Genomic DNA, 24389 nt, shown 5'->3' on the forward strand with positions numbered 1-24389 from the left:
CACCTTGAAATCGACGACAATGGTGAATCGGTTGGTGCGGGTCGGACTGCCGCCGCCGTTGGGTCCGATCGACTGGGTGACGATGAAATAGGCGTCGCGGGCGACATCGGCGGCACCGTCCGAGGCGTCGAGGCCGGTGGTGGCGGTGATGCTGCCATTGAGGGTGAGGGCGCTGCCGCTGGCGGCCGCGGCGAGGTCGCCGGCATTTCCGAAAGTCCACTCACCGACGAGATTGGCGGCACCGGCGTGGGACGAAAGGACGAGGGCGACGGAGGGAATCAGAAGGGAGTTTTTCATCGATGGGGATTTTTCGGGTTCTAGCGGGTGCCCTGCGGGTCAACGGCGGCGCCGGATCAGGCCGAGGATGCCGATGGCCCCCAGCAGGGCGACGGAGGGTTCGGGGACGGACTCGATCCGGATCGCGGAGATCCCGGCCTGGAAGCCCGACGAAGTGCCGCCGAGGTAGTCCATCTGGATGTTCAGGTTGGTGCCGGTGAACTGATGCTCATGGCCGATGCCTGCCCAGAAGGCGGTGTTGGGCGACGCGCCGTGATGCGAGAGGGTGACGGTGTCGTCCGGCGTGAGGGTGCCGTCGTCGAAGTGCACGTCCGCGGTGCTGTCGGTCATCAGGGTCTCCGCCCCGGCGGAACGGCCCGCGTAGTAGACGGTGACCTTGTAGCCCGAGTAGTCGCCGGCGGTGAGCCAGGCACCGAGGTCGAGGTCGATGTTCACCGACAGGTTGGAGCCGGCACCGGTGCCGGAGGTGATGAGCTTGGCGCCGACCAGGGTCGCGTAGGGCTGGCCGAGGGCGAGGTTCTGGTTCTGCTGGTAGTAGTCGGCGTAGCTGATGCCGCCGGTGACCGCGGCGAGGCTGATGGTGGCGGTGGTACCGGTGGTGGTGCTGCCGGTCCTGACGTTCTGGAAAAGATCGGCGCCGAGGGCGGTCGCGTCCGCGGCGGACATGTCGTTGCCGGAGGCGCTGCTGAAATTCACCACAAGAACCTGGGCCGCGGAGCCGGCGAGGGACGAGGTGAGGAGGAGGGCGGGAACGAGGAGGTTTTTCATCATTTTTTGTCTTATCCGATTGCTTTAGGGTAGGAAACCGGTTGATCGGTGACAATGGCGGCAGCGCTAATAGGATTGGCATTTTCGCAATATGCCGGTAACGCTTTCGCCATGAAGCCGGATTGGCAGAGTTCTCGGCCGCCGGGATTCCCGGGTCGGCGCTTCCGGGTGGGCGTGCGCTTGCCCGGCTGGACCACGGGCTACGGCCTGCGGATTTTCGAAGGACTCGCGGAGTTCCAGCGGCGAGACGGCAAGCTCGAACTGCACTTCGACCAACCGAGCGGCGGCGACCTGCCGCCCGAGGTCATCGACAAGAACTGGCATGGCGACGGCTTGATTGTCTTCCGCTATCGCGCCGGGGAAGCCGCCTCGTGGCGGGAGCGGGGAATCCCGGTGGTGAACATCAGCACCGAATTCCCCGGGGCGACGCCGGTCTTCCCGCGGGTGACCGTGGACAACCGGCAGGTGGGGCGGGCGGGAGCGGAGCACCTGGCGGCGCTCGGTTTACGCGACTTCGCCTATGTCCACGAGTCGACGCGCCGCTATTCAAAGGAGCGCCTCGATGCTTTTCGTGAAGCGGTGGAGCGGCTCGGCGGGCGCTGCCACGTGATCAAGTCGCCGGCCTCGTCGTTCCCGATCCCGGTGCGCCCGGAGATGGTGGAACGCGGCTTGCTCGGGCCCCTGTCGAAGTTGCCGCGGCCCTGCGGCGTCCTCGCCAAGGATGACATCGCGGCGGTGTCCACGATGCGGGCGATGAAGAAGCTGGGGATCGCCTGTCCCGAGGAAATGCCCTTGCTGGGGATCTCGGACGACATCGTGTTCTGCCACATGATGGATCCCGAGATTTCCAGCATCCCGTTTCCCGGGGCACGCCTGGGCTATCAGGCGGCGGTGCTGTTAGGGAGGATGATGTCCGGCGAGGAGATCCCCGGGGATTTCCGGATCGAGGTCGAGCCGGGCCCGGTGATGTCGCGTGAATCGACCGGCCGCGTGGTGCTTTCGGATGAACTGGTGACCCGCGCCCTCGACCACCTGCGGGGAAAGATCCACCGGCGGGTGGTGAAGGTTTCCGAGCTGGCGGCCCAGGTGGGAGTGTCGAAGGAGTTGTTGCGGCAGCGGTTCCAAGCGGCGCTCGGCCGCTCGCCGAAGCAAGAAATCGAGCGGCTGCGGGGCCGCCATGTCAGCGAGCGGCTGCGCAACAGCGACCTCACCCTGGAAGCGCTGGCCGAGGAATGCGGATTTGCCGGCGGCGCCGAGGTTTGCCGCTTCGTGAAGCGGCTGACCGGGAAAACGCCGGGAGAGATCCGCCGCGGATAAGCCGGCGTGATCCTCAGCGGCGACGCCACTCGCCGGCGGTGCAGCCCTTGACGCGCTTGAAGAAGCGGCAGAGATCGTCGCTGCCGCCGAAACCACATGCTTCGGCGATCTGTTCGAGCGGTTCCACGCCGCGGCGAAGCTGCTCGCCGATGTGCTCGGCGCGCAGCCGGTCGATTTCTTGTTTCGGGGAGCGGCCGAGGGTTTCCTGGAAGCGCAGCCGAAGGGATTCGCGCGGGACGCCGGCGAGCCGGGCGAGGTCGCCGGCGGCGACGGTGCCGGTCTTGATCCGTTCGCCGATCGTGGCGATGGCGCGGGTGACGACCGGGTCGGGGTATTCCACCCGGCCGGTCGATTCGCGGCGGACGATCCCCCGCGGCGGGATCTGGATTCTTTCCCGCGCGTCGATTCTTTCCCCGCCCATCTGGCGGTCGAGCAGCCGGGCCGCCTCGTGGCCGACCGCGCGGCCCGGGAAGCGGATGCTCGACAGCGGCGGGGTGGTGGCGAGGCAGTAAACGATGTCGTCCGCGACGCCGAGGACCGGGACGTCTTCCGGCACCCGCCGTCCCGCCTGGCGCAGCGCGCGGATGGCGACGACCGCGGCGATGTCGTCCTTGGCGAACAGGCCACAGGGGGGCTTCAGCGCGGACAAGCGGTGGCAGGCCATCCGATGGAACTGGTTCGCGCGCTGCGACGGTTTGAAGGTCGACGCGGGGATGTCGATGACCTCGACCCCGAAGCCGGCCGCCGCGAGGCGGTCGCGGAATCCCGCGAGCCGTTCGGCGGCATAGAAGCGGTTGGAGTCGTGAAGGTAAGCGAAGTTCCGGAGGCCCATGGCGAGCAGGTGGTCGGCCGCCATCTCGCCGGCCCGCCGGTTGTCGAGGGTGACCCGCGGGAAACCGGCGGTGCCCGGGATCTGCTCGGTGCTCAGGTTCACCCCCGGGATGCCGAGTTTTTTCCAGGCCGCGAGCTCGTCGGCACGCGGCCGGAAGACCAGCAGGCCGTCGCCCTTCCAGCCGCGGCTGATCCGGACCGGGGGCAGATCGCCGCCGCTCGGCTGCTCGAACTCGAGGGTCATCGGGTGGCCGGAGCGGATGTAGTCGAGGATCCCGCCGAACAAGCGGTAGCCGAAGCCCTGGGCCCAATCGGCCATCCTCACGCCCACGCGCCGCTGCTGGAGATCCGGGTCCACGGCGGATCCCTGCCGGGATTGGCAATTTCGTCAATTCAAAAGGCGAAACTGCCGTTGCGGGAGGCCGCCGCCGGGGCTCAGGATAAAACCGCCCGTCGAACCTTCCCGCCCATGCATCCGGCCGCCATCCCCACCGTTGCCCTCTCGCTCCTGCTCACCTTCGCCGCCGGCGCGCATCCCGGCGGTCCGTCGCCGGTGCTGGCCTACGATTTCAGCCGTGGCGACGTGGTGAAACGGGACGACGGCAGCCTGTTCCTCGAGGGGCGTCATGGACCGGCATTCCGCTTCGGCGAGGCACCCGTCGACGGGGGCGACGACCGTCCCGGCCTGCGCTTCGCCGGCCGGGTGGCGGGCCTTTCGGCGGACGCCGCGGGGATCACGCTGCCGGTCCGCGATTTCACCGTGGCCGCCTGGTGCTCGGTGGACGTACCGAAGCGCTACGGCGGGATCCTGTCCGCGGTGGAGGACAACGGGACTGCCGAGAAGGGGCTGGTGCTCGGCTACGACGAGAGCCGCTTCACCGTTTCGCTCGCGACCCGGGGCGCGGACGACGGCGACGGGAAAATCACCACCTTGCGCGCTTCGACGCCGTACCAGGCGGGGAAGCTGCACCAGGTGGTGGCCACCTATGACGGGACGACCTTGGCTCTCTATCAGGACGGCGAGCAGGTGGGGACCACCACCGAACAAAGCGGCGACATCCTCTGGCCGGATGCCCCGCTGCTGACGCTCGCGGCCTACCGCGACTCCAACGAGAACTTCCCGCACGCCGGGCGGATCGCGGGGGTCCGGCTCTACGACACCTGCGCGAAGCCCGGGTGGGTGGCGCACGACCTCGAGCACGGCGAGGCCTTGCGCCAGTTGCCCGCCGACGGCCCCGCGCCGGTGACGCCGGAACTGGTGGTGGCACCCTATTTGCAGTGGATCACCCGGAACGAGGCGACCGTCCGCTGGGAGACGAATTTCCCGTGCAAGGGCGAACTGCACTGGGGCGAAAGCGCGGACTGCGGGAGCGTGGCGACCGAGGCCGAGGCGCGCACCTATCACGAGGTGACCCTCGGCAGCCTCGAGCCCGAGATGCTCTACTACTACCGGACCCGTTCCACCGCGGACGGCGAGGCGGTCGTCGCGGACCGGCGGGGCACGGTGGTCGAATCGCCCGTCTCGACCCTGCAGACGGCGAACCGGGAGGAAACGCCGTTCGGCTTCGTGGTGCTTTCGGACACCCAGCGCCAGGACCAGGTCGCGGGCAAGCTGGCACTCGCGGCGTGGGGGCTGCGCCCCAACTTCGTGGTAGTGGCGGGCGATCTCGTGGATGCCGGCAATTCCAAACAACAGTGGACCGGGCAATTCTTTGCGTCGATGAAGCCGTTGATCGAGCGGGTCCCGCTCTATCCGGTCCTGGGCAACCACGAATACGACACGCATTTCTACTATGACTACATGAGCCTGCCGGAGCCGGAGTACCACTACACCTTCACCTTCGGCAACGCGCAGTTCTTCATGCTGGACACCAACCGCGACGTCGGTCCGGGGAGCGGGCAGTACCACTGGCTCGACCAGCAGCTGGCGGCGAGCACGGCGCGGTGGAAGATCTGCATCCACCACCAGCCGCCGTTTTCCTCCGACGACGACTACGGCAACGATTGGAAGACGCCGCTCCGCAAGGCCACGCTCGGCGACCGCAAGGCCAAGCCGCTGGTGGAACTCTACGACAAGCACGGAGTGGACATCGTGTGGTCGGGCCACGTCCACAGCTACGAGAGGACCTGGCCGATCCGCGACGGGCGGCCGGTGGAGAAGGGCGGGTCGATCTACATGGTCACCGGCGGCGCGGGCGGGCCGCTGGAGCTGGCAGGGCCCTACCGGCCGGGTTTCCAGCGCCATGTGAAGCACGGGCACCACTTCTGTTACGTGACGGTGAACGGGGGCGAGCTCTCGATCCAGGCCTACGACCTTGAGGGGCGGATGTTCGACCAGTTGACCTTGACCAAGAGCGCGGACGACGGCGGACATTGAGGACATCATGAAGCAAAGCGGCAGACGGATCGCGGTGGTGGGGGCGGGCATCTCGGGATTGGCCCACGCCTGGATGGCGGCGCGCGGCGGGGCGCGGGTGACGGTGTTCGAGCGCAGCGACAAGGCGCGTGGCGCGTCGGTGCGGAATTTCGGGATGGTCTGGCCGGTGGGCCAGCCGGCCGGTCTTCATCCGGTCGCGCTGCGCAGCCGGGAGCTGTGGCTGGAGCTGGCTGCGGCGACCGGCATCCATGCCCAGCCGGTCGGGTCGGTGCATGTGGTCGACCGGGACGACGAGGTGGCGGTGCTTGAGGAGTTCGCGCGGATCGGTCCGGAGCTCGGCTACGGGTGCGAGATGTGGTTGCCGGCCCAGGTCGAGGCCCGCTGCCGGGGCGTGCGCCGGGGGGCGGCCAAGGCAGGGCTCTACAGTCCGCGGGAAGTCAACGTCGACCCGCGCGAGGCGATCGCGGTCCTGCCCGCGTTCCTGCGCGAGCGGCACGCGGTGGTGTTCCGCTGGCGAACGCCCGTGGTGGAGGCCGGGGAAGGCTACCTGCGCACCTCGGCGGGCGAACGGCTGGCATTCGATGAGATCCTCATCTGTTCCGGACACGACCTCGAATCGCTGTTCCCGGAAGAGTTCGCCGCGGCGCCGCTGAAGCCCTGCAAGCTGCAGATGCTGCGGACCGTGCCCCAGCCGAAGGGCTGGGAGCTGGGGCCGATGCTCGCCAGCGGGCTCACGCTCCGCCATTACGCGAACTTCGAGGTCTGCCCGAGCCTCGCCGCGGTGAAGGAACGCATCGCCCGCGAGTCGCCGGAACTCGACCGCCACGGGATCCACGTGATGGCTTCGCAGGATCGCGGCGGCGGGATCGTCCTCGGCGACTCGCACGAGTACGGCGACGACATCGAGATCTTCGACAAGGCGGAGATCGACGACCTGATGCTGCGCGAGCTGCGGCGTTTGTTCGACTTCCCCGACTGGACGATCGCCGAACGCTGGCACGGGATCTATGCGAAGAACCCGGAGGGCGCCGAGTTCCGCCAGCAGCCGCTGCCGGGCGTGCATCTCCTCACCGGCCTCGGCGGCTCGGGGATGACGATGTCCTTCGGCCTGGCCGAGCGCTGGTTCTCGGGGAGTGATGCGGCCCTTTGAGCGGTCCGGATCACAGCCCGAGTTCCTGGCGCAGGGCTTCGAAGAGCAGGTCGCAGGGCGCGGGCGTCACCAGCTTCTTGGGGCGCGGCTTGACCGCGGAGCGGGCGGACGATGGACGCGGCTTGGCTTTGACAGGTTTGGCTTTCACCGGGTGGCCGGGGTCTCGGGTTGGGCGGAGGACGTGGGCAGTTCATCACTGGCCGACTCGATCCAATGCTGGACGAAGAACCTCTTTTCATCGGTCAGGAATCGATCGGAGCGGCCGAGGATGGGACGCAGCGAGGTACTCATTTGCAGGGTCACGACCAGGAAGATGCAGCTCCACACGGTGAAGGGTCCTTTCGAGGTGGCGCCGGTGGCGACCACGGCGTCGCGCAGGAAGCGGAAGGCAAAGGCCAGGGCGACGAACCACGGGATCAGGGTGAGGAAGCCCATGAAGCCGAACGAGTTGGTCGCCTGGGTGAAGATCCACACCGCGGGGGCGAAGCCGAGCAGCAGCAGTCCGGCGAGCGCGAGCATGCCGGTCATGGCGGCGGCCAGCTGGCTCGCGCCCGCTTGCGAACCGGCGAGGCAGGAGAAGATGTAGAGGCTGGGGAAACAAATCACCGACGCGACCAGCAGGCCGGTGGTGATCTTGAGCGGGGCCGCCCACAGTTGCTCGTGCATGGCAAAGCTGCCGAGCACCGTGCCGAAGATCAGCAGGGAGGCCACGGCGATGCCGAGGAGCGGCAGGAGGGCGCCGTGACCCGGTGATGCCAGCCGGCCGACGAGGGCCTTGGGGCTGCGCAGGAGGGCCTCGAACAAGGCGCGGAAGTCGAGGATTTCCGGAATCTCCGGTTCGACCCGCGGCGCGGGGGGCTCCGGAAGGAAGGGCGGGGTTGGCGGGGTATCGGTGGTCATGGTCGTATCGTTTGTGGTCGGGGAAACAGGGTGCGGAACATCGGCCGGGCGAGAACGGCGGCGATCCCCAGCATGGCGATCGCGGCGAGCCGGGGGTCGTCACCGGTGAAGTGGCGGACGGCCCGCCAGACCGATTCGTGGAAGCCGCCTTCCATCGGGTGGTCGCGGAGAAAGGCGACCTCGAGGTGGGGCGAACCGAAGAAGGGCCGGAAGATCCACGAGAATTGCGCGCCGAGGATGCCGTTCCCGGCCAGCCAGGACAGCATGGTGACCGACGCCACGGCCGGGGTGGCGCAGCGGTTCCGCAGGATCCGAAAAAGCAGCAGGGTGCCGGTGATGCCGGCGATCGCGATCAGCACGACGTGGAACAGCAGGTAGCCGGAGTGGGCCGAGGTGGCGTTGTCGGAATGGGGCGGCGGGGCGTCCAGCGCCAGCATGAATGTGACCGGGGCCAGGGAGCCCAGCAGCAAGGCGGAAGCCGCGAAGGCGCTGAGCAGGGCGAGCAGGGACTCACGGAAACCGAGGCCGCCGAGCAGGAGCCCGAACAGGCCGTTGAGGATCCCGTTGCAACCGAGGGTGCAGGCGATCAGCAGCGGCATCTTGATGGCGACGTAGACGCCGAGCTGGGGGGAACGCCAGAAGCCGGTCGTGAAGCCATAGGCCGCCAGGCACAGCACGGTGACGCCGGCGACCCGCGCGATCCTTCGCGGCGAGGGATCGTCGAGCAGAGCGGCGTCGGGTTGCAGCAGGCGGCGGATCACGGCCGCCATCCCGCACCGCCCGGGTGAAGGCGTGATGAACCGCGCATGAAAAGCCCGCGCTCCCGGTCGGCGGGCGGCGATTCAGCCGAGCAGCGGCAGCGTGAGGCTGGCCACCGTGCCGCCGCCTTCGCGCGGGCCGAGGGCGACGGTGCCGCCGTGAAGTTCCGCGGCTTCCTTCACGAGCGTCAGGCCGAGGCCGGTGCCCTTGCGCCCCGAGGCGTGGTGCTTGAGCGAGTAGAAGCGCTCGAAGATCTTTTCCCGCGCGTAGTCGGGAATGCCGGGCCCGCGGTCGGAGATCCGGATCTCGGCCTTGCCGGCGGCGGTGAGGAGTTCGAGGTCCACCGTCGAGCCGGCGGGCGAATAATCGATCGCGTTTTCCAGCAGGTTGGTGATCGCGGCGCGCAGGATGAAGGCGTCGCCGCGTACCGGCACCGCCCCTTCCGGGACGCGGCTCGCCAGGGTGACCGAGGCGAGGTCGGCCGGCGGGTGGGCCTGATCGACGGCGCGGGCGACGACCTCGGCGAGATTGATCGAGGCGGTCGCGTCGAGGCTGCTGCGGCCTTCGAGGGCCGAGAGTTCCAGCAAGCGGTTGAGCAGGCGTTCGGCGCGGCCGGACTCGGCGCGGATGTTCTCGAGGAAGCGGCGGCGGTCGGACTCCGGCATGTCCTCGTCGAGCAGCTCGGCCGCCCCGCGGATGGCGGCCAGCGGGCTTTTCATCTCATGGGTCAGGGTCTGGACGTAGCGTTCGGCATAGCGTCGGCCCTCGAGCGCCTCGCGCATCGAGACCAGGGCATTGGCCAGCGTGTTGACCTCCTTGCCGGCCCCGAGCTTCGGCAGCGGCGGGCGTTTGCCCGATTCGATCTCGCGGGCGTATTCGGTGAGCCGGCCGACCGGCAGGTACTGCCAGATGAACACGGCGGTCACCAGGAACAGGATACCGGAACCGATCAGCCCGGTGCCCCAGTAAATGCGCCGGCGCCGGGCGTCGACGATCGGCAGCACGTCGATCTGAGGCTTGTAGACGGTGAGCACCCCGAACGGATCCTCCGGCGGGCCGACGAGGGCGGCGACGTGGAGCACGGACGACATCGGGTTCTTCTCGTCGCTGCGGCTACTACGGGCACCGTATTGGCCGTGGAGGGTGAGGAAAACGTCGCGGGCACCCGCCAGGTTCTTGCCTTCGAGGCGGCCGCCGGAGTCGAACAGGACCACGCCGCGGGCGTTGGTGAGATAGGCACCGAGGCCGACGTGGTCCTTGAGGTGGCCATGGATCAGGGCCTCGAACTGGCGCCGGGACGCGCCGTGGAATGCCGACTCGAAGCGCTGCTTGTCGAAGCCGCCGGCCTCGAGGTCGGTCTCGACGAAGGAGGCGAGCAGCTGGGCGGCATCGACCATCGACTCCTCGGTGGCCTGGTAGGTCTGCGGCTCGACGACGGAAAGTTGCTGGCGGATCAGGAAGTACAGGCCGGTGGCGATGATCAGCGCGATGAAGAACAGCGTGATGCGGGTGAGGCGCATGGGGGAAGTGAAAGTGCCAGGTCAGAAGTGCCAAGTTCCAAAGAACCGGCGAGGGGACGAAGCTGCCCTCCTTGGCACTTCGAACTTCCCACTTGCCACTTCCACCCCCTACGGGACGAAGAGATAGCCGAGGCCGCGGCGGGTCTGGATGAGTTCCTCGGCGCCGGACCGGGCGGCGCGGAGCTTGGCCCGGATCGACTTGATGTGGGCGTCGATGGTCCGGTCGGTGACCGCGCCAGGGTCGGCCCAGGCGTGGTCGAGGAGCTGGTCGCGGGACAGGACGCGGCGCGGGTTCTTCAGGAAGACGAGCAACAGTTTGTACTCATGCGCGGTCAGGTCGAGTTCCTCGCCGTGGCAGTGGATCCGCATCGCGGCGGGATCGTGGTGGAGCGTGGAGGCGGGGGCTTCCGGCGGGGCGCTGGCCGGGGCCTCCGGCCCGACCCGGCGCAGGATGGCGCGGATGCGGGCGACGATCTCGCGCGGGCTGAAGGGCTTGGTCACGTAGTCGTCACCGCCGAGTTCGAGGCCGAGGATGCGGTCGACCTCGCCGTCGCGGGCGGTCAGGAAGAGCACCGGGATCGTCGAGTTCTCGCGCAGGCGCTTGCAGACCTCGAGGCCGGTCATGTCGGGCAGGCCGATGTCCAGGATCACGAAGTCGAAGGCCTGCGCCGCAAGCGCATCCAGGGCTTCGCGGCCGGTGAGGGCGTGCTGGACCTCGAAGCGCTCGGTCTTCAGTGCGTAGACGAGGGTGTCGGCGATCGCGGGTTCGTCTTCGACGAGCAGGACGTTCATGGGTGGAGTTGCGGACAGCGGCGGGCAGGGACCATGCGCGGTCCGTGAAGAAACGGTGAAATCGGCCGGCGGCTCAAGCTCCGATCCGCGGGGCGTCGCTGCGGTCCTTCAGGTCGACCCCGCTGAAGCCGAGGCGGCGGGATTGCTCCAGCAGCCAGGCGATGCGCCGGGCCGCGGCGGCCGGGGGGAGTCCGGCGGGACGGATGTTGGAGACGCAATTGCGCATCGCATCGGTGTTGCCGGGGACAGGGCCGTGGACGAGGTAGGCTCCCAGGCTGTCGGGGGCGCCGAGGCCGGGCCGCTCGCCGAGGAGGATCAGGGAGGCGCGCGCACCGAGGGCGTGGCCGATGGGATCCTGGAGGGCGACGCGGGCAAAGGGGGCGATGATGAGCGGGGCGAGCGACCAGGTTTCGAGAAGGGGTAGCAGCGCCGCGAGCAGCGGCGGACCCTGGCGGTGGGCGGCGGTGGCGGAGAGGCCGTCGGCGAGGATGATCGCCAGGTCGTGGTCGGCTCGGGCCGCGCTCAGCCGCGCCAGCGAGTCCGGATCGAGCTGGCGACCGAGGTCCGGGCGCTGGAGGTAGGTCGCGCGGTCGGGGGCCTGCGAGCGGGCGAGCAGGACCGGCCGGCCGGCGGCTTCCAGCTCGACGGCCAGGCCCGCGGGGTCGAAGGCTTGGTGGACGGCGTCGCGGGCGCGGGCGTGGGACAGCCGGAAGTCGAGCAGTTCGCGGTGCGGCAGCGAACCGCCGCAGCGGCCGATGCCGACCCGGGCGCTGGTCCATTTCCGCAGGGTGGGGACGATGTCGCTCATGGCGGGGTGAGGCCGAGGGCGCGGGGGGCTTCGGCGAGGGCCAGGGGATTGCTCCGCAGCCGGCCGAGCCGGTCGGTGATGCCGGCATTCTCGAGCCAGGCTTCGAACTCCGGGGCGGGTCGTTTGCCGAGAACCTGGCGCAGGTAGTGGGCGTCGTGGAAGGAGGTCGACTGGTAGCCGAGCATGATGTCGTCGGCGCCGGGCACGCCCATGATGTAGTTGCAGCCGGCGACACCGAGCAGGGTCAGCAGGGTGTCCATGTCGTCCTGGTCGGCCTCGGCGTGGTTGGTGTAGCAGACGTCGCAGCCCATCGGCAGGCCGAGCAGCTTGCCGCAGAAGTGGTCCTCGAGGCCGGCGCGGGTGATCTGCTTGCCGTCGTAGAGATACTCCGGGCCGATGAAGCCGACCACGGTGTTGACCAGCAGCGGGTCGAACTCGCGGGCCACGGCGTAGGCGCGGGCCTCCATCGTCTGCTGGTCGATCCCGTGATGGGCGTCGGCCGACAGCGCGCTGCCCTGGCCGGTCTCGAAATACATCACGTTGTCGCCGAGGGTGCCGCGGCGGAGGGCAAGCGCCGCCTCGCGGGCTTCGCGGAGCAGCGCGAGGTCGATCCCGAAGCTGGCGTTGGCCTTTTGCGATCCGGCGACCGATTGGAAGACGATGTCGAGCGGGGCACCCTCTTCCATCGCGCGCAGCTGGGTGGTGACGTGGGCGAGGACACAGGATTGGGTCGGGATCGCGTGGCGTTGAATGAGATCATCCATCAGGCGGAGCAGGGCACCCGTCGTCTCGACCCGGTCGGTCGCCGGATTGATCCCGATGACCGCGTCGCCGCAGCCTAACAGCAGGCCGTCGAGCATCGACGCCGCGATGCCTTTCAGGTCGTCGGACGGGTGGTTCGGCTGGAGCCGCACCGACAGCCGGCCGGGGAGGCCGAGGGTATTGCGGAACCGCGTCACGACCCGGCACTTCGAGGCGACGAGGATCAGGTCCTGGTTCGCCATCACCTTGCTGACGGCGGCGGCCATCTCCGGCGTCAGGCCGGGGGCGAGGGCGGTGAGCTCGTCCGGTCCGGTTTCGTAGCGCAACAGCCAGTCACGGAACTCCCCGACCGACAGGCCGGAGACCGGGGCGAAGGCCTCGCGGTCGTGGCGGTCGACGATCAGCCGGGTGACCTCGTCGTCCTCATAAGGGATCAGCAGGTCGGTGAGGAAGTGCTCGAGCGGCAGGTCGGCGAGCACGTACTGGGCGGCCACCCGTTCCTCGGCGGATGCCGCCGCAAGCCCGGCGAGCGAGTCGCCGGAGCGGAACGGCGTTGCCTTTGCCATCAGTGACCGCAAATCGGGGAAGGCGTGGGTCCGGCCGGCGAGGGTGAGGGTCCATGGCACGGGTCCACGCGTAGCAGCTCGCGCACCGCATGGGGAGCCGGAATGGAAAATCGGCCGCGCCGGTTGACGAACCGGCGGTGGCGCCTAGAACCGACCTTCAGGACGATGAAAACGACGGCGATGATTTTCCTGATGGGGCTGGTTGCCGCCGCATGCGCGGAGCCGGTCGCCCACCACCTGGTGTCGACCCGGAGCATCGATCCGCCTCCGCTGGAGGAAGTCCGCTACGCCACGCGCTACAACTTCACCGGCGAGGTGCTCTATCCGCTGCCCTCGGTCTGGGTCCACCGGGATGTGAAAGCGGCGCTGGCCAAGGTCCAGGCCGCGTTGGCGAAGGAGGGGCTGGGCCTGAAGATCTTCGACGGTTACCGTCCGCTCTCCGTGCAGCAGAAGATGTGGGACCTGGTGCAGGACGAGCGCTACGTTTCCAATCCGGCCAAGAACCGCGGCCGCCACACCCGTGGCACCGCGGTCGACGTGACGCTGGTCGACAAGCTGGGCAACCCGCTGCCGATGCCGGGGCCATACGACGATTTCACCGAGGCCGCTCACCGCGACTCCAAGGCGATGACAGCGGAGCAGCGGGCGAACATGAAGAAGCTCGAGGCGGTGATGGCGAAGCACGGTTTCGAGCCCTATCCCTTCGAGTGGTGGCACTTCGATTTCCGCGACTGGAAGTCCTATCCGGTGCTCGACATCTCCTTCACCGATCTGGCGGCGGGCAAGGAGCTGGCCGAGCCGGTGCCAGGCCCCTGAGGGCGCCGCGAGGCTCCGCCTGAGGAGAAAGGACTTCCCAATCGGTGTTCGGTCATTACTTCACGGCGCGTGTCCTGGCTCCTGCTCACGGTCATCTCCGCGGTGCTCCTCGGATTGTATGACTTTTTCAAAAAGGTCGCGCTGAAGGAAAATGAGGTGACGCCGGTGCTTTTCGGCAGCGTGCTGGTGTCGTCGATCATCTGGCTGCCGGCGGTGATCTGGTCGGCCACCTCGGCCTCGGCGGGGGAGCAGCATTTCCTCGATGTCGCCCGCATCGGGCCCGCCGATCACGGCCTCCTGCTGTGCAAGGCGCTGCTGGTCGGCGCTTCGTGGGTCTGCGGCTACTGCGGGATCCGCGCGCTGCCGCTGTCGATCGCCACACCGATTCGTGCTACCGGTCCGCTGTGGACCATCGCCATGGCGGTGATGTTTTTCGGCGAGTCACCGAGCGCCCGCCAGTGGACCGGGTTGGCGGTGATCCTCGGCTCCTTCTTCGTCTTCACCCTGGTCGGGCGGCGCGAAGGGATCCACTTCCATCGCGACAAGGGGGTCTTCCTGATGATCGGCGCCACCGTGCTGGGCGCCTTGTCGGCGCTCTACGACAAGTTCCTGCTGCAGTCCGCCGGCCTGACGCCCTCGGCGGTGCAAGCCTGGTTCACCCTCTACCTCGGGGTGCTGCTGGTCCCGGCGGCGATCGCCTGGCGGCGCAATCCTCAGCGCAAGCCTTTCCGCTGGCACTGGTCGGTGCCGATGATCGGAATCACGCTGCTGGCGGCCGACATTCTCTACTTCATCGCCATCAGCCAGCCCGACGCCCTGATCTCGCTGATCTCCCCGGTCCGCCGCTCCTCGGTGATCGTGTCCTTCCTGCTGGGGATCTTCCTCTTCCGCGAACGCCAGCCCGGGGCCAAGGCGCTGTGTGTCGCGGGCATCATCGGCGGGGTGATGTTGCTGTCGTGAGGGGGGACGGGAAGGAAAGCGTGAGCTGCGCTTCAGGGGCGGTGGCTTCTGCGCGCTTCAAGGCGGGCGCGGGTCATGCGCTCGCGAAGGCCTCCCTCTTGGAGGAAATCCAGCTCGATACGGCCGATGAGACGGTCGAGGAGGTAGTTGGTCTGGTGGGTGAGGCAAATGAGAATGTTGGCGACGACAGGAGGGGGCCGGGTTTCGAAATAAGTCCTACAGATCTCGTAGAAGTCATGGCCTTGGCGGCCGAGCTTCCTCACGAAGAGGGCGTCGCGTGAGTTCTTGTCCCAAGCATGGGTCCTATAGGACTTATTGGAGGAGGCTCCGCTGCTTGGAGGCGCCGGGCAATCTGTCAAATGCACATAGCGCCATCAGCCGCCCGGCTTGAGGTGCTTGTTGAAGAAGGCGACCGTCCGCTGCCAGGCCAGTGTGGCGTTCTCCTCGTCGTAGCGGGCGGTGGAGTCGTTGTGGAAGCCGTGGTTTGCCTTCGGGTAGCGGTGCAGGGTGTAGTCGACGTTGTTGGCCTTCAGGTCCTGCTCGTATTCCGGCCAGCTGGCGTTGACCCGTTCGTCGAGCTCTGCGAGCTGGATCATCAGCGGGGCGGTGATGTTCTTGCGTAGCTCCTTGGCCGCAGGGGTGCCGTAGAAGGGGACCCCGGCGTCGAGGACGTCGGGCGCGGCGGCGGCGAGCAGGTTGACGATGTAGCCGCCGAAGCAGAAGCCGACCGCGCCGAGCTTGCCGTTGCAGCGGGGATGCGTCTTGAGGAAACGCGCCGCGGCGATGAAATCCTGCTCGATCTTGCCGCGGTCGAGCGCGCCCTGCATCGAACGGCCCTGGTCGTCGTTTCCCGGATAGCCGCCGGCGGGATGCAGGGCATCGGGGGCGAAGGCGACGAAGCCTTCCTTGGCGAGGCGCCGGGCCACGTCCTTGATGTAGGGGTTGAGGCCGCGGTTTTCGTGGATGACCAACACCGCGGGGCCCTTGCCCTGCAGGGCGGTCGGGACCACCAGGTAGCCGCGGCCTTCACCATGGCCCTGCGGCGAGGGGAAGGTCTCGTAGGTGGCCTTGATGGCGGGATCGTTGAAGGACACCTGCTCGGCGGCAGCATAGTCCGGCATCAGGGCGGACAGCAGGGCGGCAGTGGTGAAGCCGGCCGCGGTCAGGGAGGAGATCCGGCGGATGAAGGTGCGGCGGTCGATGATGCCGTGGGCGTATTCGTCGTACCAGTCGAAGGCTTCCTGGGGAATCGGCAGCGGGGCATCGGTTTTTGGGGATGAGGACATGGCGGGAAGCGGCCGGGGACGGACGGCCGGATCGAGGGAAACCCCGGAACAGGAGCTTCGTTTCGGAGATTGTCGGAACATCAGCCATCACCGGGCATGCCGAGCTGGAGCTCGCCAAGCGCCCCGTGATGTGGAGGAGCCTGCCGAGAGAAGCGTGGAGGCCCTTCAGCTTTCCGGGAGAGCCTGCCCTGCGCCGGACGCTCAGGCGCCCTCGCGCTGAAGCAGGGCTTGTTCCTCATCGTCGGTGAGGATCTGGAGGAGGACGTGGATCCCTTCGGCCAGTCCGGATGCCTTGACCAGATTGCGGATGGCGGCGGCGGTGACGCCGTTGCGGCCGACCAGGTTGATCTGGTCGTTCCGGGTGACGACGATCTTGAACCGCACCACCTCCCGGTTGATGCGCTGGATCTTGATCCGGGCGCGGTCGGCTTCGTCGATGAGGCTGACGGCGACGAAGGTGAGGAAGTTCTTCAATCGCTCGACGACGGCTTCGATTTCCTCGTCGCTGAGGACCTTGGGAGCGGCTTCGGGTTCCGCGGGTTCAACGACCGCCGCATCGTCATCCGAGAGGCTTCTGAAGTCCCACTCCATGACCTTGTAGTGGGCCGCGCGCTTGACCAGGCTGACGAGGTCGACCTCCTGATAGGCGAGCTTGTGCACCGCCGGCATGGCGGTCTTGAAGTCCCAGTCCATGACCTTCCGGTTTCCCAGTCGTCTCAGCGAGTCGCCGATCTCGAGGTCCTTGATGTCCCGGTTCAGCAGCCCCATCAGGTCCCAGTCATTCACTTGGACTTCTCCCAGCTGGCGGAGGGAATGGGCGAATTCGGAGAGGCGGTTGGGCATCGGATCCTGGGTTGTGCTGCTTCCGGATCTCCCGGATTGTTCGGGAAGGTCGAATTTCAACGAACCATCTCTGAATCCGCGCGGCTTTGCAAGCCGGGGGGACGGTTCCGTGTGGCCATGTCTGGAGTGGGTTCGAAGGCATTCTTCGAGTCCTTACGGCGGGTCGCATTTCATCAATGGTAGCTTTTGGCGTCAAAAGGTGACGATTGAAGACTTGATGTTGCTTGTCCCGGCTTGGTAAGGCTGCCGTTGTGAAACCCATCTCCCCGTCGTTGCTGACCCTTTTTACCGTGAGCCTGTCGCCGGTCGACGGGGCGGGATTTGAATCGCTGGCCCATCATTGGAATTTCGATGAAGGACCGGATTGGCACGACAGTCCGTTTCACGGGGGCAGCGATGCGACCGTGGCCGCGGACAGCGTGGGAGGGGCCGACGCGGCTTTTCAGAACATGGATGGCGGAGCCTGGGTGTCGGGGCGGCAGTATACCGGGGTCCGCCTGGACGGGATCGATGATTCGCTGCTTTGTGCGGCGGACCTTTCTCCGGTACTCGGTGGAAGTGCCACCGTGTCGTTCTGGATCCGCACGTCCGGCAACGGTGCCGCGGGTGCCGGCGAGGCGCCGGGTTTGTTCGGGTCGGGCGGGGTGCAGTGGGGGTGGATCGACGAAAGCGGAAGGATCGCGATGGGTGTCGATGGCGTGGCCGTGGTGCGATCGGTGAAGGCGGTGAACGATGGCCGCTGGCACCACGTGGTGCTCAGCCGGGACGCCGCCAGCGGCGAGGTGGCGGTTCATCTTGATCGCGATCCGGCGGTCACGGCCAGCGGACCGACCGGTCCACGCGGCGGTGCCATCACGGGGATGGGACGAATGGACAACGGTTCTCCGGCGGGCCTCGAAGGTCGGATCGACCAGATCCATGTGTTCAGCGCGGTGGTCGATGCCGCCACGCGCGACGCCCTGCGCGACAACCATGCACCCAAGACCTGGCCGGTGGCCGGGGACGGCGAAAGCAGCGGGCCCTTCGGCACGGCGAGTGTGCTCGTCAGCCGCTACGCTTACGATGCCGAGCAGGACAGCCTCGCAGTGGCCTCGTTCAGCCAGCCGGCCCACGGCAGCGTGACTCCCAACGGCGACGGATCTTTCACCTATGAAGCCGCCCCGGGATATGTCGGCCCGGACGAGTTCAAGGTGCGCATCACCGATGGTCGCGGCGGCTTCACCGCGAACCGGGTCCAGCTCACCATCAAGGGCGCGGCCCTGCCGGACGCGGACAAGCGGACCACGAGCTTCGGCGACTTCCAGGCACTGGAAGCGGGCGGCGCGGCGATCGCGCTCTCCGGTTGGCGCATGCCGCGGGCGATCGACTGGGACGGCGACGGCGACCGGGATCTCCTGATCGGCCATCAGAGCGGGATCTGGCGCTACGCGAACACCGGAAGCCCGGGTGCCCCGGTATTCGCGGCGGGGGTGAAAGTGCAAGCCGACGGGGCCGACATCGGATTGAGCGGCAACAAGCTGATCGCGCTGGCGGATCTCAGCGGCGACGGGATCGATGACCTGGTGGTGGTCGATAGTTCGCGCAAAGTAAGGGTGTTCCGGAACACCGCGCCCGCCGGTCAGGTGCCGGTCTACGCCGCGGCCACCGTCGTGCCGTCGGCGGCGGGCGGCGACTTCGTGCTTCCGGACCAGCGCTTCGATGCCGCCGACTGGGATGGCGACGGCCTGGTCGATCTGCTGATGGGCCGCTTCTCGGGAGAGTCCCGGGTTTACCGGAACCTCGGCACCGCCACGGCCCCGCTGTTCGATCCCGATGTCTATCAGGTGCTGGAAAGCAATTCCTACAACCTGTTCCCGCGGGTCTTCGACCTCAACCGCGACGGCGTCCGCGATTACGTCCGCGGCATCAACTGGGGATCGATCGACTACTGGTTCGATCCGCCGGCGGGGGCCGGCCTCCCCGGCAGCGACGGGGCGCTGACGGTCGTCGATGGCAGCGGGACGGTGATCGGGATGAAGGCCGTCACCGACGGGGCGATGATCGACTTCGCCGACTTCAATGGCGACGGGGTGCTGGATGCGCTGGTTGGCGGCCATGCCGGCAGCCAGACCAGCATCGCCTACGGGGAAGCCGCGACGGTGGCCGACAGCATCGCCGCGATCGAGGCGATTTACGACACCCATCCGACCGGGCTCGGCGCCGCGCTCGAGGCCGACGGCCAGCGGCTGCTCAACGAGATCAAGGCTGCCGAAAGCAACATCCTCACCCACATGGCCGCGGCGACCCTGAGCGAGCGGCAGGATGCCTTCAGCCGTCTGGTCTCGCACACGAACAAGTACGGCTTCCTCCAGCTGGGCGCGCCGCTCGACACGGTGGAGTACCATCACCTGCCGAGCATCGCCGGGCAGAACCTGATGACGCTCCACGAGATGCTGCCGGACACCCCCGGCCACCGGGTGGCGGTCGCCGATGCCGTCGGGCTCACCGGACTGCGGCGGGAGATCTATCTGCAGATGGCGCTGCATGTCGGCGACAACCAGCGGGGCAGCACCGGGCAGCTGGAGGCGATCCGCGATTTCATGAAGCTGCAGCCGCGCGAGTCCTTCCCCGACGCGGCGATCACGCTCGATCACTACTATGGCGACGGGCGGGGCGGCTGGGTCAGTTCGTTCCGCGGCGCGAAGAATACCTTCAACTTCGGCGAAGGCAGCAACGTCACCGAGTGGGCCGCCGATCTCAACGCGGCGGCGGTCGCCTACTTTGGTTCGGAAGTCCAGCGTGGCGACTATTTCACCTTCGTCATGGGCCATGAGGTGACCCACTCGCTCGACGGCTACGTGTCGAGCCGCGCCAACTCCGACTTGTGGCGGCGCAAGGGCCAGATGCTGACGCTCGCCGCCGGCCCGGATGTGCTAAGCGCGGCCGGTGACGACCGGGATTTCTGGGACTGGAACGTGACCAAGGCGCGCTTCCTGGCGGAAGGTCACTGGGATGGCGTGGCGGCCAACTGGGACGCGGCGTGGGAAGCTTACTGGACCAGCGGTCCCGGCAGCGCCTTCGAGAGTCTCTCCTTCATGCGCGGCAACATCGACTGGTTCCTCGGCGCGTCCCAGGAAGCGATGGCCACCCAGGCCAACCACCACTGGGCGCACGGCGAGGCAAGGCTGACCGGGGCGATCGACCGCTGGAACCGCGGCGTCGAGCAGGGGATCGAACCGATGAAGGCGAACCTGACCGAGGTGCTGACCTTCCTCGACTGGATCTCCTGCGGCATGAACAAGGTCGTGATGCAGGACACCGAAGGGGTGTCGACGCCGTACAAACACGCCGCGTTCCACACCCGGCACGCCTGGCTGGAGCGCGATGACAACGGCTACATCGAGCGGGTCACGGTGGACGACCGCGACTACCGGTTCGAGGTTGATGCCACCGGAGTGGTCACCGGCATCGTCGCGGTGCCGGCCGTTCCCCGCGCCGACAAGGTCGATGCCATCCGCGACAGCTCGCAATTGATTCGTCCTCTCTTGAACGACGAGGATCACGGCACCGGGCTGGCCATCGCGGCATTCACGGCTCCGGCCCACGGCAGTCTGGTCGATGAGGGCGGTGGCGTCCTGCGATACACGCCGGCGCCGGGTTACAGCGGGGCCGATGCCTTCACCTACACCGCGGCGGGGGCCTACTCGCCGACGGCGGTGACGATCCATGTCCGCTCGCCGGTCGATTCGCAGCCGGGGGCGTTGATGGAGACCTGGACCGGCATCAACGGGAGCTCCGTCGACCTGCTGGTTTCGAATGCCTCGTTTCCCCAGTCTCCGTCGGCTTCAGAGGTGCGAAGCTCGCTGTCGGCGCCGTCAAACCGCGCGAACTCCTTCGGCACCCGGATGACGACGCTCATCGTGCCTCCGGCGGGTGGCGACTACACCTTCTGGATTGCCAGCAATGAGAACAGCGAGCTTTGGATCGGCAGCGACCGCAGCGGTGTCGGCCGCCAGCGGATAGCTTTGGTCAACGGCTGGACCGATCCGGAGCAGTGGGACAAGTTTGCCAGCCAGAAGTCGTCCGCGGTGACGCTCGAGGCCGGCCGGCCCTACTATCTTGAAGTCCTCCACAAGGATAGTGGCGGCGGGGACAACCTGGCGGTTGCCTGGCAAGGACCGGGGCTGGCGCAGCAGGTGATCAGCGGCAGCGTGTTGCGGATGATCGACTATCATGCGCCGTCGCTCGCCCTGGCAGTCGGGGAAGTCGCGCTGGTGGAAAACGGCCCCGGCCAGTGGATCGATCTCGACCTCGTCTTCGACGACCCGGACTACCAGGACGAGCTCACCTTGTCGGTCGCGGGCATCAGCGACGCCTCGCTGGTGTCGGCGGTGCTGGTTGGCAACGGGCTGACGCTTTCGCCGCTGCCCGGACAGGTGGGAGTGACGACCGTGACCGTGAGGGCGGAGGACCTCGGCGGCGCATTGGTGGAGGAAACCATCACGGTCCGCGTGTTGGCCGACCACGACGGCGACGGGATTCCCGATCCGGATGATCCGGACGATGACAACGACGGCATTCCCGACGCCTGGGAACTCGTCCGGGGACTCGATCCGTTCACGGACGACGCGGCCGGCGATGCCGACGGCGACGGCTGGAGCAATCGCGACGAGTATGTCACCGACACCGATCCGCTGGACCCGCGGGCGTGGCAGGCATTCTCCATTCGTCTGGTACCCGGCAGCAAGACGCCCCGGACTTTCTTCCCGACCAGCTTGGAGCGTCACTACGTGGTCGATTTCGAGGACGCACCGGCGACCGGCGACTGGCAACCGCTGGCTGCGCCCATGGCGGGCACCGGCGCCGAGATGATGGTCGAAGATCTTTCCGATCCTCTTCCTGGGATCCGCTTCTACCGGTTGCGGGTGAATGTCCCTTGATCCGTTCTTGCGATCCGACGGCCGGTCCACCTAGCTTGCTAGGGTGATGGACCGACTTCTCCTCAACATCCGGAAGGGCAGGGGAGTGGCCCTGCGGGGGATGGCAATCGGGATCGCGGTTGCCATGACCGCGGCCTGCGCACCGGGCTTCCGGGATGTGCCCCGCACGCCCAGCCGGGCACTGGCCACACCGTCTTCCGGCGGGGTCGCGGGACGGATCGGAGCCGCGGCCCGGCAGCACCCGGGCCGGTCGGGCTTCGCGGTGCTGGATGGAAACCGCGAGGCCTTCGTCGACCGCATCGCCCTCGCCGACTTCGCGCGGGAGACCCTCGACGTCCAGTACTACATCTGGAGCGCGGACACGGCGGGGCTGCTGCTTGCCGACCATCTGGTGAAAGCCGCCGACCGCGGGGTCCGGGTCCGCTGCCTCATCGACGACGTCAACTTCAAGAAGCGCGACAGCTCCACGGCCTCGCTCGCCGCTCACCCGAACATCGAGGTGAGGATCTTCAACCCTCACCGCCACCGCTCGCAGCGGACGCTGGAGTTCCTGACCCGCTTCGGGACCCTCAACCGGCGCATGCACAACAAGGTGATGGTGATGGACAATGCCTGCGCCATCATCGGCGGCCGCAACATCGCCGATCAGTACTTCGGCATGAACGAGGACTACAACAACCGCGACCTCGACATCGCCGCGGCGGGTCCGATCGTGCGCCAGGTCTCGGCAACCTTCGACGAGTTTTGGAACAGCGAGTCCTCGATTCCGATCGAGGCCTTTGTCCGCAAGACGCCCGACATGGACGACTTCCGCCGGCAGCTGGCGACGACGCGCTCGCGGATCCAGCCCGAGCATTGTCCGTTCCCGGTCCAGCAGGATGTCGCCGACCTACGGCGTCGGATCGACGAGATCATGGGGCGCATGGTCTGGGCGCGCGGCGAGGTGCTGCACGACACCTATGCCTCGATGCGGGGAGAAGATCCCGACGGCACCATGAACCGCCGCCTTCACGCCGAGATCGCCGCCGCCAAGCGGGACGTGCGCGTCGAGGCCGCCTATTTCGTGCCCCGCGAGCCCGCCATTGAAACACTCGGCGAACTCGGCCGGCGCGGCGTGAAGGTACGGGTGCTGACCAATGCGCTCGTCGGCAACGATGTGGTCGCCGCGCAGGCCGGCTACAGCAAGCGCCGTTCCGAAGTGATCCGTGCCGGGGTCGAGCTGCGCGAGTTGCGCCCGGACGCCCCGGCGATGCTATCCCAGGTTTCCCCGCAAGCCCGGAACTCGCGAGCCGCGCTCCATACCAAGGCCTTCGTGGTCGACGGGGAAACCTCGTTTGTCGGCAGCTTCAACCTCGATCCCCGGTCGGCCGACATCAATTCCGAGTTCGGGATCCTCGTCCGCAGCCCGGCCTTCGCCAAGCAGGTCGAGGCCTTCCTCGATCAGGGTGCCCGGCCGGAAAACTCCTACCACGTGACGCTCGATGAGCGCGGGCGGACGGTCTGGCAAACCGAGGTGGACGGCGCAACCCGGATTTGGAGCCGGGATCCGGAAACCACCTGGAGCCGGCGCCTCACCAATCGCGTGCTCATGCTGCTGCCGCTCGAAGACCAGCTGTAAGGCCCGCCGCTTCGATCCTGCTTCCCCCGACTCACGAAAGCTGGGGCAGCCGTTCGCGGGGAGGACTCCAGTGCTGATAGAGGGTTTCCGACGGCAGCTCGCCGAACAGGCGGCGGTATTCGCCGGAAAAGCGGCCGAACTCCATGAAGCCGCACTCGATGGCCACCGCCTGCACCGACGTGTCCCCCGGCCGCAGCCGGGCAAGCAGGTGACGGGCGTGATTGAGTCGCAACATTTTCAGGTAGCGGCCGGGCGTCGTCCCGCAGGCCGCGTGGAATGCCAATTGCAAGGTCCGCAGGCTGACACCCAGCAGGATGGAGAGTTCGCCCGGCGAGGAGAGTTGCCAGCCGGAGTCCTCGCAGCAGTCCACCGCCCGCCGGAACAGCCGGAAGGCATGCCGTTTCTCCAGTTGGCTCGCCCGGAGACCGCCCCCCATGGCTTCGACCAGCGGCTCGACCACCGACATCGCCAGTTGGCCGGTCGGCGGGGGCGACACGATCAGGCGCCGCCATGCGCTCTCGAGCCAACCGCGGAGCATCGGGTTGACCTGTAGGAAAGGCTGCTGATCGCGGAACATGTGGTCCGAAGTCCCGCCGGAGAGCTGCTCGAAGGTGTGGTGGAAGGATTCGGCGGAAAGAACAGAAACCAGGTTCCCGGTGGAGGAGGGGAAGAGTAGATTCAACTCCAGCCGGTCGTCGGCCCATACCAGCGCGTTCGGCGGGTGCTCCATTCCCTGCCATCGGCCGCTGCGACCTCGGGCATCGGACAGGCAGAAGGCGACCAATCCAGTCCCGACGGAGCCACGCATGGCGACGGTGGCTGGATATCGCTCGCTGTAAACCAGGGCGTGGCCGTCGGTCACGAAATGGCAGCTGCCCTCGTCCGCCGCCCGGTCCATCTGGAGGAACTCCTGATTCCATACCGCCGAGCACGAGTCGACGTACTCATCGACCTCATCGAAGGGCAAGCGCCCCTTGATCACAGGGGGTGGTTGTGAAATCGCGGGCATTTCGCATTTTGCATAGCGAAGTAGGTCGCCAGCAGCAAGTTCCGTGTTATGACGGTTAGGTCGCTTTCTTGGTTTTTAGTTAGGGAGTCCT

The 24389-nt window shown here is 67.5% G+C and carries 21 protein-coding genes; 7 read left to right on the top strand and 14 right to left on the bottom strand.

Going from position 1 to position 24389, the window contains the following annotated elements:
• Together IG178_RS01200 and IG178_RS01205 are read right to left on the bottom strand one after the other, a co-directional pair.
• A partial coding sequence (locus IG178_RS01200; protein WP_193210663.1) for a hypothetical protein occupies positions 1-297 on the bottom strand: 297 nt, incomplete at its 3' end.
• A gap of 39 nt (positions 298-336) precedes the next feature.
• Positions 337-1065, bottom strand: a complete 729-nt coding sequence (locus tag IG178_RS01205) for a PEP-CTERM sorting domain-containing protein (RefSeq protein ID WP_193210664.1) — start codon at positions 1063-1065, stop codon at positions 337-339.
• Positions 1066-1176: 111 nt separating this feature from the next.
• Between IG178_RS01205 and IG178_RS01210 the strand changes: the two genes are divergently transcribed.
• Entirely contained in the window at positions 1177-2382 is a 1206-nt protein-coding gene (locus IG178_RS01210; protein ID WP_193210665.1) for an AraC family transcriptional regulator, read from the top strand.
• Between the two features lie 13 nt (positions 2383-2395).
• Here the strand turns inward: IG178_RS01210 and IG178_RS01215 are convergent, their stop codons facing one another.
• Positions 2396-3571: a substrate-binding domain-containing protein gene (locus IG178_RS01215; RefSeq protein WP_193210666.1), complete on the bottom strand. Its 1176-nt coding sequence runs from the start codon at positions 3569-3571 to the stop codon at positions 2396-2398.
• Positions 3572-3682: 111 nt separating this feature from the next.
• Between IG178_RS01215 and IG178_RS01220 the strand changes: the two genes are divergently transcribed.
• Both IG178_RS01220 and IG178_RS01225 read left to right on the top strand, forming a co-directional pair.
• Entirely contained in the window at positions 3683-5590 is a 1908-nt protein-coding gene (locus IG178_RS01220; RefSeq protein WP_193210667.1) for a metallophosphoesterase, read from the top strand.
• Positions 5591-5597: 7 nt separating this feature from the next.
• The gene (locus IG178_RS01225; RefSeq protein ID WP_193210668.1) at positions 5598-6740 is read left to right on the top strand and encodes a TIGR03364 family FAD-dependent oxidoreductase; all 1143 of its coding nucleotides are present in this window, start codon (positions 5598-5600) and stop codon (positions 6738-6740) included.
• Between the two features lie 10 nt (positions 6741-6750).
• Here the strand turns inward: IG178_RS01225 and IG178_RS01230 are convergent, their stop codons facing one another.
• The 7 genes from IG178_RS01230 to IG178_RS01260 all read right to left on the bottom strand — a co-directional run bounded on the left by IG178_RS01230 (position 6751) and on the right by IG178_RS01260 (position 12847).
• Positions 6751-6888: a hypothetical protein gene (locus IG178_RS01230; protein ID WP_193210669.1), complete on the bottom strand. Its 138-nt coding sequence runs from the start codon at positions 6886-6888 to the stop codon at positions 6751-6753.
• Complete coding sequence (locus tag IG178_RS01235; RefSeq protein ID WP_193210670.1) at positions 6885-7640, bottom strand: hypothetical protein; 756 nt, start codon at positions 7638-7640, stop codon at positions 6885-6887. The genes IG178_RS01230 and IG178_RS01235 overlap by 4 nt, the downstream gene beginning before the upstream one ends.
• Positions 7637-8401: a hypothetical protein gene (locus tag IG178_RS01240; protein ID WP_193210671.1), complete on the bottom strand. Its 765-nt coding sequence runs from the start codon at positions 8399-8401 to the stop codon at positions 7637-7639. The genes IG178_RS01235 and IG178_RS01240 overlap by 4 nt, the downstream gene beginning before the upstream one ends.
• 81 nt (positions 8402-8482) lie before the next feature.
• Positions 8483-9919: a two-component system sensor histidine kinase CreC gene (gene creC / locus IG178_RS01245; RefSeq protein ID WP_193210672.1), complete on the bottom strand. Its 1437-nt coding sequence runs from the start codon at positions 9917-9919 to the stop codon at positions 8483-8485.
• A gap of 108 nt (positions 9920-10027) precedes the next feature.
• The gene (creB, locus tag IG178_RS01250; RefSeq protein WP_193210673.1) at positions 10028-10711 is read right to left on the bottom strand and encodes a two-component system response regulator CreB; all 684 of its coding nucleotides are present in this window, start codon (positions 10709-10711) and stop codon (positions 10028-10030) included.
• A gap of 73 nt (positions 10712-10784) precedes the next feature.
• The gene (gene eutC, locus IG178_RS01255; RefSeq protein ID WP_193210674.1) at positions 10785-11519 is read right to left on the bottom strand and encodes an ethanolamine ammonia-lyase subunit EutC; all 735 of its coding nucleotides are present in this window, start codon (positions 11517-11519) and stop codon (positions 10785-10787) included.
• Positions 11516-12847, bottom strand: a complete 1332-nt coding sequence (locus IG178_RS01260) for an ethanolamine ammonia-lyase subunit EutB (RefSeq protein ID WP_425499860.1) — start codon at positions 12845-12847, stop codon at positions 11516-11518. Before IG178_RS01260 ends, eutC begins: the two co-directional genes overlap by 4 nt.
• A gap of 165 nt (positions 12848-13012) precedes the next feature.
• On the opposite strand from IG178_RS01260, the gene IG178_RS01265 reads away from it, so the two are divergent.
• Together IG178_RS01265 and IG178_RS01270 are read left to right on the top strand one after the other, a co-directional pair.
• The gene (locus tag IG178_RS01265; protein ID WP_193210676.1) at positions 13013-13663 is read left to right on the top strand and encodes a M15 family metallopeptidase; all 651 of its coding nucleotides are present in this window, start codon (positions 13013-13015) and stop codon (positions 13661-13663) included.
• A 69-nt stretch (positions 13664-13732) separates the two neighbouring features.
• Positions 13733-14623 (top strand): EamA family transporter, encoded by an 891-nt coding sequence (locus tag IG178_RS01270; RefSeq protein WP_193210677.1) that lies wholly within the window; start codon positions 13733-13735, stop codon positions 14621-14623.
• 32 nt (positions 14624-14655) lie between these two features.
• Here the strand turns inward: IG178_RS01270 and IG178_RS01275 are convergent, their stop codons facing one another.
• From IG178_RS01275 to IG178_RS01285, 3 genes are all read right to left on the bottom strand, one after another.
• The gene (locus tag IG178_RS01275; RefSeq protein WP_343225905.1) at positions 14656-14886 is read right to left on the bottom strand and encodes a four helix bundle suffix domain-containing protein; all 231 of its coding nucleotides are present in this window, start codon (positions 14884-14886) and stop codon (positions 14656-14658) included.
• A gap of 111 nt (positions 14887-14997) precedes the next feature.
• A complete protein-coding gene (locus IG178_RS01280; protein WP_193210679.1) occupies positions 14998-15909 on the bottom strand; it encodes a dienelactone hydrolase family protein in 912 nt (303 codons plus the stop codon).
• A gap of 201 nt (positions 15910-16110) precedes the next feature.
• Positions 16111-16752 (bottom strand): KH domain-containing protein, encoded by a 642-nt coding sequence (locus IG178_RS01285; protein WP_193210680.1) that lies wholly within the window; start codon positions 16750-16752, stop codon positions 16111-16113.
• A 251-nt stretch (positions 16753-17003) separates the two neighbouring features.
• On the opposite strand from IG178_RS01285, the gene IG178_RS01290 reads away from it, so the two are divergent.
• The gene (locus IG178_RS01290; RefSeq protein ID WP_193210681.1) at positions 17004-21671 is read left to right on the top strand and encodes an Ig-like domain-containing protein; all 4668 of its coding nucleotides are present in this window, start codon (positions 17004-17006) and stop codon (positions 21669-21671) included.
• A gap of 46 nt (positions 21672-21717) precedes the next feature.
• Entirely contained in the window at positions 21718-23289 is a 1572-nt protein-coding gene (locus tag IG178_RS01295; protein WP_193210682.1) for a phospholipase D family protein, read from the top strand.
• A 31-nt stretch (positions 23290-23320) separates the two neighbouring features.
• Here IG178_RS01295 and IG178_RS01300 read toward each other — a convergent pair whose 3' ends face one another.
• Positions 23321-24298, bottom strand: coding sequence for an AraC family transcriptional regulator (locus IG178_RS01300; RefSeq protein WP_193210683.1), 978 nt, complete (start codon positions 24296-24298; stop codon positions 23321-23323).
• Positions 24299-24389 lie beyond the last annotated feature (91 nt).

It is taken from the genome of Neoluteolibacter marinus, assembly GCF_014904755.1.
In the GTDB taxonomy this organism is placed as follows: domain Bacteria; phylum Verrucomicrobiota; class Verrucomicrobiia; order Verrucomicrobiales; family Akkermansiaceae; genus Haloferula; species Haloferula marina.

Excerpts from the sequence above, each read along its gene's own strand:
- IG178_RS01205 (WP_193210664.1), bottom strand. The coding sequence starts at position 1,065 with ATGAAAAACCTCCTCGTTCCCGCCCTCCTCCTCACCTCGTCCCTCGCC.
- IG178_RS01210 (WP_193210665.1), top strand. The coding sequence starts at position 1,177 with ATGAAGCCGGATTGGCAGAGTTCTCGGCCGCCGGGATTCCCGGGTCGG.
- IG178_RS01220 (WP_193210667.1), top strand. The coding sequence starts at position 3,683 with ATGCATCCGGCCGCCATCCCCACCGTTGCCCTCTCGCTCCTGCTCACC.
- IG178_RS01225 (WP_193210668.1), top strand. The coding sequence starts at position 5,598 with ATGAAGCAAAGCGGCAGACGGATCGCGGTGGTGGGGGCGGGCATCTCG.
- IG178_RS01235 (WP_193210670.1), bottom strand. The coding sequence starts at position 7,640 with ATGACCACCGATACCCCGCCAACCCCGCCCTTCCTTCCGGAGCCCCCC.
- creC (WP_193210672.1), bottom strand. The coding sequence starts at position 9,919 with ATGCGCCTCACCCGCATCACGCTGTTCTTCATCGCGCTGATCATCGCC.
- creB (WP_193210673.1), bottom strand. The coding sequence starts at position 10,711 with ATGAACGTCCTGCTCGTCGAAGACGAACCCGCGATCGCCGACACCCTC.
- eutC (WP_193210674.1), bottom strand. The coding sequence starts at position 11,519 with ATGAGCGACATCGTCCCCACCCTGCGGAAATGGACCAGCGCCCGGGTC.
- IG178_RS01260 (WP_425499860.1), bottom strand. The coding sequence starts at position 12,847 with ATGGCAAAGGCAACGCCGTTCCGCTCCGGCGACTCGCTCGCCGGGCTT.
- IG178_RS01265 (WP_193210676.1), top strand. The coding sequence starts at position 13,013 with ATGAAAACGACGGCGATGATTTTCCTGATGGGGCTGGTTGCCGCCGCA.
- IG178_RS01280 (WP_193210679.1), bottom strand. The coding sequence starts at position 15,909 with ATGTCCTCATCCCCAAAAACCGATGCCCCGCTGCCGATTCCCCAGGAA.
- IG178_RS01285 (WP_193210680.1), bottom strand. The coding sequence starts at position 16,752 with ATGCCCAACCGCCTCTCCGAATTCGCCCATTCCCTCCGCCAGCTGGGA.
- IG178_RS01295 (WP_193210682.1), top strand. The coding sequence starts at position 21,718 with ATGGACCGACTTCTCCTCAACATCCGGAAGGGCAGGGGAGTGGCCCTG.
- IG178_RS01300 (WP_193210683.1), bottom strand. The coding sequence starts at position 24,298 with ATGCCCGCGATTTCACAACCACCCCCTGTGATCAAGGGGCGCTTGCCC.